The organism is Hallella faecis (assembly GCF_018789675.1).
In the GTDB taxonomy this organism is placed as follows: domain Bacteria; phylum Bacteroidota; class Bacteroidia; order Bacteroidales; family Bacteroidaceae; genus Prevotella; species Prevotella faecis.
On record NZ_JAHKBE010000006.1, the window covers coordinates 87308 to 100955 of the forward strand.

Consider the following 13648-nt stretch of genomic DNA (forward strand, 5'->3'; position numbering starts at 1 on the left):
CACTGGTTTTCCGCAAAATGAATTTTCCCTTTTTCATTGCCCGCCGCTATCTCTTCTCCAAGAAGAAGACACACGCCATCAACATCATCTCGCTGATCTCGGTCATCGGTGTGGCCGTCGCCACCATGGCGCTGGTCATCGTGCTGAGCGTGTTCAATGGTTTCCACGACCTTGTGGCGAGCTTCTTCACCAACTTCGACCCACAACTGAAGGTGGTTCCCGTGCAGGGCAAGACCGTTCCCGCCGACGACCCCGTGCTGACGGAGATGCGCCGCCTGCCCGATGTGGCCATCGCCACTGAGACCTTGGAAGACATGGCTTTGGCCGTGTACAACGGCCGACAGGCCATGGTCACGGTGAAGGGTGTCGACGACAGCTTCGCCGACCTGACCCACATCACCGAGATTCTCTATGGCGACGGCCGGTTTGAGTTGCAAACCGCCAACCTGCAGTTTGGCGTGCCCGGCATCCGATTGGCGCAAACGCTCGGCACGGGAACGCAATGGAAAGACTATCTTCACGTCTACGCGCCGCAACGCGAGGGCCAGCTGGACATGAGCAACGCGCAAGACGGCTTCGTCGTCGACTCGCTGCTCTCGCCCGGTGTGGTGTTCTCCGTAAACCAAGGCAAATACGACAAGGACCACATCCTCACCAGCCTGGGATTCGCCCAAAACCTCTTTGGGCAGCAAGGCATGGTGTCGGCCATCGAGTTTCGCCTGAAGCCCAACGCCGACCTCGACGCTGTGAAGAAACAGATGCAGCAAATCGGTGGCGGCAAATATCTCGTGGAGGACCGTTATGAGCAACAGCACGACACGTTCAAGATCATGCAGATCGAGAAGCTCATGGCCTACATCTTCCTCACGTTCATCCTAATCGTGGCATGCTTCAACATCATCGGCTCGCTCTCGATGCTCATCATCGACAAGCGCGACGATGCGGAGACGCTGCGAAACCTCGGCGCTTCCGACCAGCAGATACGCCGCGTGTTCCTGTTCGAGGGCCGCCTCATCAGCGTCTTCGGCGCACTCATCGGCATCGCTGTTGGCCTAACGCTCTGCGCCCTGCAACAACAGTATGGCTTTGTGCACATGGGCAACACCGACGGCAGCTACGTGGTGAACGCCTATCCCGTAAGCGTTCACTATATCGACGTGCTCGCGGTGTTCGCCACCGTGATTGTGGCAGGATGGAGCGCCGTATGGTACACCGTGCGATCGGCCACCAAACGATACACGTCGGCCAACCCTGGCGCATAAGCCCAAGCGTCGCAACCCGCTCGAAGCATGCACTAACGAACATTGACATCTAATGGCCGATTGTGATTAAAAAACCGATAAAATTTGCAATTTCTGGTCGTGTTTCTTGACAATTAGAAAGAAAAGCTATAATTTTGTGATAGATTTTATCACTAATAGTTTCCTTTTATGAAAATCAGAAATGCACTTATCGCCATGATGCTCATGGTCTGCGGTTTGGCCCAGGCTCAAATGCAAAACATGACGATTCCTGCCGACACTGCCTTCAGGGTCGGCAAACTGGCTAACGGACTGACTTACTACATCCGTTACAACAACTGGCCAGAGCACCGTGCCAACTTCTACATCGCTCAGAAAGTGGGTTCGTTGGAAGAGGATGAAAGCCAGCGCGGTCTCGCCCATTTCTTGGAGCACATGGCCTTCAACGGCAGCGACAACTTCAAGGGCAACGACCTCATTGAGTGGTGCCGCTCAAAGGGCATCGAGTTTGGTGGCGACCTCAACGCCTACACCGCCATCGACCAGACGGTGTATAACATCGACAATGTGCCCACCAACAACCAAGGCACCGTCGACTCGTGCCTGCTCATCCTGCGCGACTGGTCATGCGGACTGCTGCTCGAGCAAGACGAGATCGAAAAGGAGCGTGGTGTCATCCATGAGGAGTGGCGCCTGCGTTCATCCGCTACGAGCCGTATGCTGGAGCGCAACCTCGAGAAGCTCTACCCCGGATCGAAGTACGGCAAGCGATACCCCATCGGCCTGATGTCGGTCGTCGACAACTTCAAGCGCCAGGAGCTGGTCAACTACTACCACAAGTGGTATCACCCCAGCCACCAGGGAATCATCGTCATTGGCGACATCGACGTGAACAAGACCGAGGCTTACATCAAGAAGCTCTTCGACGACATCAAGAACCCGGAGAACGCAGCGCAGCTGGTTGACGAGCAAGTGCCCAACAACGACAAGCCCATCGTCATCATCGACAAGGACAAGGAGCAGCGCATGCCCATCGTGCAGCTGATGTTCAAGCACGACGTGTTCCCCGACTCGCTGAAGCAGACTCCTCTCTTCACCATCACCCAATATGGCAAGCAAGCCATATTCTCCATGCTCAACGAGCGCCTCACGGAGGTGGCCCAAAAGGCCGACTGCCCCTTCGTGTCGGCTACCGCCGACGATGGCAGCTACATCTTGGCCAAGACCAAGGATGCCTTCGAGCTCTCGGTGATACCGAAGACCATGGAGCAGACAGCCGAAGCCTTGCAGGCCGCCTACACCGAGGTGATCCGCGCCATGAAGTATGGCTTCACGCCTACCGAGTACAAGCGCTTCCAGCAAGACTACCTGAGCCGCCTCGACAAGGATTTCTCCAACAAGGACAAGCGCCGCAACACCACCTTCTACCAGCAGGCGCTCGGCAACTTCCTCGAGAACGAGGCCATGCCCAGCATTGAGACCTCCTATGCGATGATGAAGCAACTGGTTCCGGCCATGCCCGTGGAGGCATTCAACGAGCTCCTGCCCGAGCTGGTGAGCAAGAGCGACACCAACATGGTTATCCTCAACTTCAACAACGAGAAGGACGGCAACGTGTATCCCACAGAGGAGCAGTTGCTCAAGGCCATCGACAACGCACGCAACGCCAAGATCGAGGCTTACGTCGACAACGTGAAGGACGAGCCACTCATCACCACCATGCCCAAGGCTGGAACCATCAAGAAGGAGGTGAAGAGCAAGAAGTTCGACTACAGCGTGCTGACACTCAGCAACGGCATCACCGTGCTGCTGAAAAAGACCGACCTGAAGAAAGACCAGGTCATCATGAGCGGATTTGGTGGAACAGGTGAGGCCAACTACGGACAGGCCGACGCCGCCAACCTCAAGGCATTCGACGACGTGGTAGGCGTTAGCGGACTGGGCAACTTCTCCAACAACGAACTGCAAAAGGCTCTGGCCGGAAAGATCGCCAACGCCTCACTGAGCATGGGCCAGCGCATGAACATCGACGGCTCATCCACACCCAACGACGTGGAGACCATGCTGCAGCTCACCTATCTCTACTTCACCAACATCAAGAAAGACCCCGACGCTTACAGCAACCTCATCCAGCAGTTCAACGTCATGCTGAAGAACCGTGAGCTGTCGCCCGAAATGGCCCTCAGCGACTCGCTGACCGCCAGCATGTACGACCACGGATGGCGCAAGGCGGCCATGAAGCTCGCCGATGTGCAGAACATCAACTACGACCGCATCCTGCAGATGGCCAAGGAACGCATGGCCAACGCTGCCGGCTGGACCTTCAGCTTCGTGGGCAACTTCGACGAGGCAACCATCCGCCCGCTCATCTGCCAGTATCTCGGCGCTCTGCCAACAAGCGGAAAAGCACCTAAGGCACAGCGTGCCGACAAGCCTACAACGAAGAACGTCGACTGCATCTTCGAGCGCAAGCAAGAAACACCGAAGGCTACCGCATACATCATCTGGCTCAACCAGAACATGCCTTACTCGCTCGAGAACTCCATCCGAGCCAGCATCGCAGGACAGGTGCTCTCAATGGTCTACCTCAAGCAGATTCGCGAGGAGGCCAGCGCCGCCTACACCTGTGGCGCACAGGCCGTGTGCAACATCGCATACGATGGATTCCACATCACACAGGTGCTTGCTTACTGCCCCATGAAGCCCGAGAAGAAAGAAGTGGCTGTGAAAATCATGAACCAGGCCGTGAAGGATCTCGCCGTCGACTGCGACAAGGAAATGGTCGACAAGGTGAAGACACTCATGCTCAAGCAGTTTGACGACAACGCCAAGACCAACAAGTTCTGGGACGACATCATCTATACCGACTACATGTTGCACCTCGACGACTACACCAACTACAAGAGCTTGGTGGAGAAGCAGACGCCCGCAACCATCGCCACCTTTATGAAGGAGATGCTCAAGGGTGCCAACAAGGTCAACGTCATGATGTTGCCAGGTGAGTAAACCCTAACCCGTCGGGACGGCGCTTCACACGGCGACCCCGACCCCACACCATCCGGAAGATCAGCCACAGAGCTGGCCTTCCGGATTTTTTTTGTTAATCCCCCATCGGTCATTAGACTTCAATGAATGGATATCTAATGACCGATTGGGGACAAATTTTCTTTCCATAATATTTGCACATTTGATAGTTTTTCCATAATTTAGCAACGGATACAACAAGTTTCCGCCTTAAACCCAAATTACAAGGGTTCAAAAATCCTACGTTGGACCGATATTCTAAGAATTATGATGCAATACGGGGACGAGAACAACAATTGATAGATTTTTATGGAGGAATTGGAAGCAAAAGAGTGGGCAATGATATTAGGGGCATAGCCAAATGGAATCCTTCAGGCAGGCGTTTCCACAACAAGTCAAATGAGGAGTTTGGACAACTGGCTCCATACACAGACTATAAGAATACAACATGTTTCAAATTATACCAATTATTTTTTTCACCGTCACTTAATTCCCTTTTCTTTTGGAGGATACGACAAAAACACGTAACTTTGCACCCACTTTAAAACATTTGTTTAACGTTGTGGAAGAATTTGGCTGCTTGCAACCACAGTAAAAAATGCTAAAACTGCAAAATCCCTTTAGATTTTACGGTTACTCGCATGCGTCTCCACGTAAAAGAAAGTAATGTAAAATGAGTTATCTATTCTCATCCGAATCCGTGTCGGAAGGACATCCCGACAAAGTTGCCGACCAGGTATCAGACGCCCTGCTCGACCAGTTCTTGGCTTACGATCCCGAGGCCCACTGCGCCATCGAGACCTTCGACACCACCGGACAAGTGGTGATCATGGGCGAGGTGCGCTCATCGCAGTACATTGACCTGCAGACCGTTACGCGCCGCACCATCAACCGCATTGGCTACACCAAGGCCGAGTATCAGTTCGACGGAAACTCGTGCGGTATTCTCACCGCCATCCATGAGCAGAGCGACGACATCAACCAAGGTGTGAGCCGCGAGTGCGAGGAAGACCAAGGCGCCGGCGACCAAGGCATGATGTTTGGCTACGCCTGTAACGAGACCGACAACTACATGCCCGCCACGCTCGACCTGGCCCACCTCATCATGCGCGTTTTGGCCGACATACGCAAGGAGGGCAAGGAAATGACCTATCTCCGTCCCGACTCGAAGAGCCAAGTGACCATCGAGTATAGCGACGAGGGTGTGCCACAACGCATCGACACCATCGTGGTGTCGACACAGCACGACGACTTCGTGAAACCCACCGACGACACACCCGAGGCACAGCGCAAGGCCGACGAGCAGATGCTGGCCACCATCCGCAAGGACGTCATCAACATACTCATGCCGCGCGTCAAGAAGCAGCTCAGCGACAAGGTGCTGGCACTCTTCGATGGCAGCGAGAAGTATTTTGTCAACCCAACAGGCAAGTTTGTCATCGGAGGCCCCCACGGCGACACCGGCCTCACGGGCCGCAAGATCATCGTCGACACCTACGGCGGGCGCGGAGCCCACGGTGGTGGCGCCTTCTCGGGCAAGGACCCCTCGAAGGTAGACCGCTCAGCAGCCTACGCCGCACGCTACATCGCCAAGAACATGGTGGCCGCTGGTGTCAGCGACGAGATCCTCGTGCAGCTGGCTTATGCCATCGGCGTGGCCCAGCCGGTTAGCGTATACGTCAACACTTACGGCAAGAGCCATGTGAACATGACCGACGGCGAGATTGCCCAGAAGGTCAGCCAACTGTTCGACCTCCGTCCAAAGGCCATCGAGACGACGCTCAACCTGAAGCAGCCCATCTACCTCGAGACAGCCGCCTACGGACACATGGGACGCAAGAACGAAATAGTGAAAAAGGTATTCACAAGCCATTACCACGAACGCAAAGAAATGACCGTTGAGCTCTTCACCTGGGAGAAACTCGACCAAGTGGAGCGCATCCGCGAGGCTTTCGCCCTTTAACCCCACACTTTGCACATGACACACACGCTCACTCCAGACACCATCGCGACAGCCGACACCACACAGCAGGCCGCCGCGACAAACCATCAAGCCGACGGTTGGAACACACCGCGACAGATACTCAGTCGGCTGCCAAAGGATGCTACGCCCTGGCAGCAAGACTCGGCTATCCGAGCCAACATAGAGTTTCCAAACGTCGACTGGAGTAAGCAGCCCAACCCCATGCGTACGCCGACCACAAAGGCCGACGTACCATTGGGATTCTCGCTCAACAAACCCCTGTACCACAGCAAGTCGCTCGTACAACCCGACTCGGTCTACCGACCCGAATATGCCGCATACCGACAGGGCGTGGCCGGCGACCCTGTGCCCTACACCATCGCTGGCGACGACCTCATCACGTCGGTGCTGCTGGGATGTTTCATCCTCGCCACGCTGGCCATCACCAAATCGGGCAACTTCATAGGCCGACAGATCAAGAACTTCTTCCGACCACAAAGCGAAGGCACCACCGTCATCACCGAAACAAGCTCGGAGCTGCGCTTCCAGCTCTTCCTCGTGCTGCAAACCTGCCTACTCTATTCGTTGCTCTTCTTCCTCTGGCGCCAAACCTCCTTCAAGGAGACTTTTATCTTGCCCCACTACCAAATCATAGGCGTCTATACCGCCATCTTCGCAGCTTATTTCCTGCTGAAAGCATGCCTCAACGCAGCTGTGGGATGGGTGTTCTTTGATAAGAAAAATAACGAACAATGGATGAAGGCAAACCTGTTCCTCACATCCACCGAGGGTATCCTTATTTTTCCATCTGTCATGCTCTTGGTGTACTTCAATTTACCCATAGGAAGCATGGTGCTTTATACCGTTTTGGTAGTCATATTGGGCAAACTGCTCACTTTTTACAAGACATACATTATCTTTTTCCAAAGAAGCAGGGGCTTTCTGCAGAATTTTTTGTACTTTTGCACCCTGGAAATCATGCCATTGGGAGCCCTGTGGGGTATCCTGGTGTTGACTGATGAACTTTTAAAAACGAATTTTTAGAACAAGATGATTAAGAAGATTTTGATTTCACAGCCTAGACCCGCTAGTGAGAAATCTCCCTATTTCGACATCGAAAAGAACTACGGCGTAGAGCTGGTGTTCAGACCCTTCATCAAGGTAGAAGGACTCACTGCTAAGGAATTCCGTCAGCAGAAAATAGACATCCTCTCCTATACGGCCATCATTTTCACGTCAAGGCACGCCGTCGACAACTTCTTCATGATAGCAAAAGACATGCGCCTCACCATCCCCGAGACCATGAAATACTTCTGCGTCACCGAAAGCATCTCGCTCTACATTCAGAAATACACGCAGTATCGCAAGAGAAAGGTGTTCTTCGGAGCAACCGGTAAGTTCGACGACCTCATGCCGCACATCCTGCGACACAAGACCGAGAAGTACCTCCTGCCGCAAAGCAGCGCCCATACCGACGAAATCGCGAAGATCCTCACCGCAAAGGGACTCAACCACCAGGAGTGCATCATGTACCGAACGGTAAGCAACAACTTCACCGAAGAGGAAATCAAGAACTTCGATTGCGACATGCTCATCTTCTCTACGCCTACGGGTGTCAACTACCTCGGCGAGTCGCTCCCAGGCATCAAGGAAGGAAAATACAAGATTGGCGTCTTCGGACCCACAACAGCCAAGGCTGTGGAAAGCGCCGGAATGAAGCTCGACCTCATGGCAGGAACACCCGAATACCCATCAATGGTAGCCGCTCTCAGGAGCTACCTCGACAAGGAGAACAAATAACAACAAGGCAGGCTCAGCCTGCCTCTATACGTTACAATGAGCCACACATACCCTGCCACACTACATAAGCAAGAGCGCATCTGCAGCAAAAAGCTCATCGATGCCATCTTCGCGGGAACCAAAAGCCGATCGATGTCGGCTTTCCCCCTGCGTGTGGTCTACATGCCCTTGGACGAAGAGCACAACGGCAACAACGCTTCGGAACAAGAAGACGGCAACATGCCCAACACCCAACGCCCCAAGGCAAAGATGCTCATCAGCGTGCCCAAGAGATACTTCAAGCGAGCCGTAAAGCGCAACCGCGTGAAACGGCAAGTGAGAGAAGCCTATCGAAAGAACAAAAGCATCATCGCCGACAAGGCCGTGGCGCTCGCATTCATCTGGACCGACGCACAGCTGCACGACAGCGAGCAGGTGGAAAAGAAGGTCGTCAACCTGCTCACAAGGGTCAAGGAAAAACTCGAGAAGACCGAAGATGGCAACCATCACGCCACAACCCAAGAGGCATAACACGCCTCAACGGCCTAACCGCCACCTCTCCGCAATCACCCCAACCCCACGGCAAAGACCTCCACACCCCTCATCCACGGGTCGACGATGCAACAGGGCACCACAACAGAGGGGAACAAGACCCAAACGCCCCGAAAGGCAAACGAACCTATGGAAAGAATCCTAAAAACATTATCGCGCGCTGTTGCGTTGCTGATGGTAATGCCCATTAGGTTTTACCAAATGTTCATCACGCCCTACACACCTCCCGCCTGCCGCTTCACGCCCACCTGCTCCGAGTATGCAAGGCAAGCCCTCATGAAGCACGGACCCATAAAAGGATTCATCCTTGCGGTGTGGCGCATCTGCCGATGCAACCCATGGGGAGGGAGCGGATACGACCCCGTGCCCGACAGCTTCTCCTTCAAGGACCTGAGAAAAGGCTCCAAGTGCACCAACAAGCACCCCAAACAAAGCAAATAAATTCATGCCCCAAAGGCAATAAATAATATAGTAGAATGAAAAATTTCGTTGAAGAACTGAAATGGCGCGGTATGTTGGCACAGATGACGCCGGGTACCGAGGAATTCCTGATGGAGAACATGGTGTCGGCTTATCTTGGAACCGACCCCACGGCCGACTCCTTGCACATCGGCCACCTGTGCGGCATCATGATGCTGCGTCACCTGCAGCGTTGCGGACACAAGCCCTATCTGCTCGTAGGCGGAGCCACCGGAATGATCGGCGATCCCTCGGGAAAGAGCCAGGAGCGTAACCTGCTCGACGCTGAGACGCTCTATCACAACCAGGAGGCCATCAAGAGTCAGGTGGCTAAGTTCCTCGACTTCGACGGCGACGAGCCCAACAAGGCCGAGCTTGTCAACAACTACGACTGGATGAAGGACTTCAGTTTCCTCGACTTCGCACGCGTGGTGGGCAAACACATCACCGTAAACTATATGATGGCGAAGGAAAGTGTGCAGCAGCGCCTCAATGGAACGTCGCGCGACGGACTGTCGTTCACCGAGTTCACATACCAGCTTCTGCAAGGCTACGACTTCCTTTACCAGTACCAGAAATACGGCGTTCGCCTGCAATTGGGCGGCAACGACCAATGGGGCAACATGACAACCGGCACCGAGCTCATCCGCCGCACACTGGGAAGCGAGGCCCAGGCCTACTGCCTCACATGCCCGCTCATCACCAAGGCCGACGGCAAGAAATTTGGAAAGACCGAGAGCGGCAACGTGTGGCTCGACCGCAACCGCACCACGCCGTACGCCTTCTACCAGTTCTGGCTCAACGTGAGCGACGACGACGCAGAGCGTTACATCAAGATCTTCACATCGCTCGACCGCGAAACCATCGAGGGCCTGGTAGCCGAGCACAAGCAAGACCCCGGCCGCCGCATGTTGCAGCGTAGGCTGGCGGAAGAGGTTACCGTCATGGTCCACTCAAAGGAAGACTTGGATATGGCCATCGCAGCCAGCAACATCCTCTTCGGAAAGGCCACGAAGGACCAGCTCGCACAACTCGACGAGGCCACGCTCAACGACGTGTTCAAAGACGTTCCCCATTATGAGCTCCCTAAGGAGTTGCTCGGAGGAAAGGCCATCGACCTGTTCTGCCAAGACGGTTGGGACGTGTTCCCCTCAAAGGGCGAGATGCGCAAGATGGTAAAGGGCAACGGTGTGAGCCTCAACAAGGAGAAGCTCACGGCCTTCGACCAGGTCATCACCAGCGACGATCTTATCGACGGCAAGTACCTGCTCGTGCAGCGCGGCAAGAAAAACTACTACCTCATCACCGTGAAGTGATGCGCGAAAGCGCGGCTCAAAGCGTCACGCACAATGCGGTAGGATGTAACTTCTTGCAACTTGCAGCATAAATAAATGATAAAAAATTTGGTAGTGGCCTAAAAAACCACTACCTTTGCAACGCTAATATCTCAGAAAGATTGTCGTATGGTGTAATGGTAGCACAACAGGTTTTGGTTCTGTTTGTCGTGGTTCGAATCCGCGTACGACAACCTTCGAAAATGTCAAATGCTTGATTTCAGGCATTTGGCATTTTCGTTTGTAGAGCATTGACACCCGCATGCCGAACCTATGGCGCCAATACGTCACAGAAAAAGCGCTAACAGAACGGATGTGCTCTAAGAGAAGCGGAAGAACTCGATGAGAAAAGCAGGACGGTGCTCTAAAAGAACCGGTTTGCTTCTGCGAAGAATACAGAATGGTTCTGCGAAACTGATCGACTCTATGAACAAAACAGATTGCTGATACGATTTAACAGATTGATTTTATGAAAAGAGCAGATTGCTTATACGACAACACACACATCAATCGTATAACACACAAATCCTCATTAACGACCACACAACATCGCATGAAAACAACGATGACCGCCCTGCTGCTGTTGGTCGCCCTGGCAGCAAACGCACAAGGACTGATCAAGGGAAAAATTCTTGATCGGCAACGCAACACCCCACTGGAATTTGTAAACATGCGCCTCACCACCGTCGACGACACGATCAAGATGGTGCAAGGCGACGTCACCGACATGACTGGCCAGTTTCACATGGTGGACATTAAGCCCGGCACCTATATCCTCACAGCCAAGATGATGGGCTACCGCGACGTACGCCGGCAGGTTACCATCACCGAGAAAAGCCCCAACGCCAACCTTTTATTATATATGCGCGAGGACGCGCACCTGCTGCGCGAAGTAACGGTGAAGGGCATGCGCTCAACCATGAAGCTTGAGGTAGACCGCAAATCGTTCGACGTCTCGCAGCTCGTCACCAACGCAGGCGACGCCGCCACCGATGTTCTTGAGAACATTCCGTCGGTGGAAGTGGACAACGACGGCAACATATCGCTGCGAGGAGACGCAAGCGTGGAAGTGTGGATCAACGGCAAGGCCAGTGGCCTGACAGCCGACAACCGCGCGCAGATACTGCAACAGTTGCCCGCCGAGTCGATTGAGCGCATTGAGGTCATCGACAATCCGTCGGCCAAATTCTCCGCAGAGGGAGGATCGGGCATCATCAACATCGTACTGAAGAAGGACCGAAAGGCGGGCTACTACGGCTCCGTGCAGGCAGGCGGCAACACGCAAGGCGGCGCCAACACGTCGTTCAACATCAACATGAACAGTGGTCTCATCGACGCATACGCCAACGTGGGCTATCGACATCGTGCCGGCGAAGGCCGCAGCGAGAGCAACCAGCAGTATCTGAACACCAACACGTACCAACGCTACAAGGCCAAGAACTCGCGAAGCAGCAACAGCATCTTCTCACGTGCCGGCATCACCCTTCACGCCACCAAGAAAGACGACTTGTCGCTCAGCGGCATGCTCATGCACAGCGCAAGCAACAGCTGGAGCACCACTCCTTACCATTACGGCACCATTGGCGCACCCGCCGACACCCGCCTGATGCTCCGCAGCACCAGGGGCGATGGTGGAATGGACATGTATTATGGCGAGTTCAACTATCGACACAACTTCACCGACAAACACTATTTGGACTTTGTGGTGAGCTATAACAAATGGAAATCGGACGACGAGAACATCTACCAAGACTCCACCTCGTGGACCGACGGATCGACTCCCACCGACTACGAATGGCAGAGCCGACCCATGCACATTAACAACCGCTCCTGGGAGGTGAAGCTCGACTATGAGAACCCCATCTCAGAACAGTTGAAGTTGCAAGCCGGATACCAAGGAGACTTCTCGCATGAGAACACGCCCCAAGAGAGCTACATGGACCCCAACAACTGGGATGGAAGCCAAGCCGTGATGGACGAAGCCTACTACAACCGCTTCATCTACGACATGGACCTGCACGCCCTCTACGCCACCACCACCATGAAGTTTGGCAAACTGGGCATCATGGCTGGCCTGAGAGGCGAATATTGGAAGGTGAACACCGAGAGCTACACCTGGGCCCAGGAGAACGACCCAGCGCTGCGCGACAAGCCTTTCAAGAAAGACTACTTCCAATTGTTCCCCAGCGTGTTCCTGTCGTACCAACTGACCGACAACGACCAGTTCCAGATCAACTACACCCGACGCCTGCAACGCCCGTGGGGAGGCCAGCTCAATAGCTTCCGCGACACCCGCGACGCCACGATGGTGAGCTTCGGAAACCCCGAGCTGACGCCAGCATTCTCCAACTCGTTCTCGTTCAATTACCTCCGCACATGGACCGAGCACTCGCTAATGGTATCGGCCTACTACCGCCCCACCACCGACATCATTCAGCGAATCAACTGGCAGAGCTCCACCGACGGTAAGATGTATTCGAGCAATTTCAACGTGGCCAAGGACCAACGCGCAGGCTTGGAGATGACGCTCAAGAACCGTTTCTTCCGCTTCTTGGACCTGACGACCAACGCCAACGCTTACTACTACAAGATCGACGGCTTCAGCTACGACATTGACGGACAGACCGTGACGGGCCAGGGCGAACACAACTTCACATGGAGCGCACGCATCATCGCACAGGTGCAATTGCCCTACGACATCTCCGTGCAGACCAGCGGCAACTACCGCAGTCGCCAATCGACGGCACAGGGCTACACCAAGCCCATGTACAGCATGGACCTGGGCGTGCGCAAGAACTTCCTCAACAAAAAACTGCAGGTGAGCCTCAACTGCCGCGACCTGCTCGACAGCCGCAAGTTCAGGACCTTCTCGTCGTCGGAGACGTTCAGCCGCGAACAAATGTTCAAGCATGGCAGCCGCCGTGTGCAGCTCACCGTGACATGGAACTTTGGCAACAACAACGCCAAGCGCAAGCCCGGACACGACAACCAGCAACAGATGGACGATGAGACGGGAGGCATGAACGGCTACAACGGTGTTGGCGAATAACCCTGCAACAAACCGTTTTCGATAGCCAAACCGCTCGCTTTTCACCCCAACACGTATCCCCAAAATCGGTCATCAGACCGAAACGGAAAGATTATTAAGATGCCATTGGCTCTCTCCAATGACAACCTAACGACTAATTGGGGTATAAAAAACAGGCATGGAACAATCTCCATGCCTGTTTTTTTGACTTCAGGACATTGCGCCACACAAATTTGGCTCATCCGGCATGTGGAGTGATTTGAAATGC

8 protein-coding genes, 1 tRNA gene and 1 pseudogene are annotated in these 13648 nt (G+C 54.2%); all 10 read left to right on the plus strand.

The genetic code is table 11. The features are described 5' to 3' along the window. The first annotated feature begins 17 nt into the window (after positions 1–17). The 10 genes and pseudogenes from KM934_RS02850 (at position 18) to KM934_RS02895 (ending at position 13401) form a co-directional block, all read left to right on the plus strand. Positions 18–1262: an FtsX-like permease family protein gene (locus KM934_RS02850; protein ID WP_215759101.1), complete on the plus strand. Its 1245-nt coding sequence runs from the start codon at positions 18–20 to the stop codon at positions 1260–1262. Positions 1263–1430: 168 nt separating this feature from the next. After that, positions 1431–4247 carry a M16 family metallopeptidase gene (locus KM934_RS02855; RefSeq protein ID WP_215759102.1) on the plus strand — a complete coding sequence of 939 codons (2817 nt, stop codon included), beginning with the start codon at positions 1431–1433 and terminating at the stop codon, positions 4245–4247. Between the two features lie 691 nt (positions 4248–4938). Further along, complete coding sequence (gene metK, locus KM934_RS02860) at positions 4939–6228, plus strand: methionine adenosyltransferase (protein WP_215759103.1); 1290 nt, start codon at positions 4939–4941, stop codon at positions 6226–6228. A 15-nt stretch (positions 6229–6243) separates the two neighbouring features. Beyond that, on the plus strand, positions 6244–7272 hold the full coding sequence (locus tag KM934_RS02865) for a DUF4271 domain-containing protein (protein ID WP_215759104.1): 1029 nt from the start codon (positions 6244–6246) through the stop codon (positions 7270–7272). A 6-nt stretch (positions 7273–7278) separates the two neighbouring features. Beyond that, positions 7279–8028: a uroporphyrinogen-III synthase gene (locus KM934_RS02870; protein ID WP_215759105.1), complete on the plus strand. Its 750-nt coding sequence runs from the start codon at positions 7279–7281 to the stop codon at positions 8026–8028. Between the two features lie 36 nt (positions 8029–8064). Then, a complete protein-coding gene (gene rnpA, locus KM934_RS02875) occupies positions 8065–8538 on the plus strand; it encodes a ribonuclease P protein component (RefSeq protein ID WP_215759106.1) in 474 nt (157 codons plus the stop codon). 150 nt (positions 8539–8688) lie between these two features. Then, positions 8689–8928: pseudogene (yidD, locus tag KM934_RS02880) on the plus strand (membrane protein insertion efficiency factor YidD); the annotation flags it as partial. A gap of 107 nt (positions 8929–9035) precedes the next feature. Beyond that, positions 9036–10334, plus strand: coding sequence for a tyrosine--tRNA ligase (gene tyrS / locus KM934_RS02885; RefSeq protein WP_215759108.1), 1299 nt, complete (start codon positions 9036–9038; stop codon positions 10332–10334). A 141-nt stretch (positions 10335–10475) separates the two neighbouring features. Beyond that, positions 10476–10546 (plus strand) — tRNA-Gln (locus KM934_RS02890). A gap of 359 nt (positions 10547–10905) precedes the next feature. Next, entirely contained in the window at positions 10906–13401 is a 2496-nt protein-coding gene (locus KM934_RS02895) for a TonB-dependent receptor domain-containing protein (protein WP_215759109.1), read from the plus strand. Positions 13402–13648: the final 247 nt, after the last annotated feature.

Bases quoted from the DNA above. Each gene is read 5' to 3' on its own strand.
- KM934_RS02850 (WP_215759101.1), top strand. From the start codon at position 18: ATGAATTTTCCCTTTTTCATTGCCCGCCGCTATCTCTTCTCCAAGAAG.
- KM934_RS02855 (WP_215759102.1), top strand. From the start codon at position 1,431: ATGAAAATCAGAAATGCACTTATCGCCATGATGCTCATGGTCTGCGGT.
- metK (WP_215759103.1), top strand. From the start codon at position 4,939: ATGAGTTATCTATTCTCATCCGAATCCGTGTCGGAAGGACATCCCGAC.
- KM934_RS02865 (WP_215759104.1), top strand. From the start codon at position 6,244: ATGACACACACGCTCACTCCAGACACCATCGCGACAGCCGACACCACA.
- KM934_RS02870 (WP_215759105.1), top strand. From the start codon at position 7,279: ATGATTAAGAAGATTTTGATTTCACAGCCTAGACCCGCTAGTGAGAAA.
- rnpA (WP_215759106.1), top strand. From the start codon at position 8,065: ATGAGCCACACATACCCTGCCACACTACATAAGCAAGAGCGCATCTGC.
- tyrS (WP_215759108.1), top strand. From the start codon at position 9,036: ATGAAAAATTTCGTTGAAGAACTGAAATGGCGCGGTATGTTGGCACAG.
- KM934_RS02895 (WP_215759109.1), top strand. From the start codon at position 10,906: ATGAAAACAACGATGACCGCCCTGCTGCTGTTGGTCGCCCTGGCAGCA.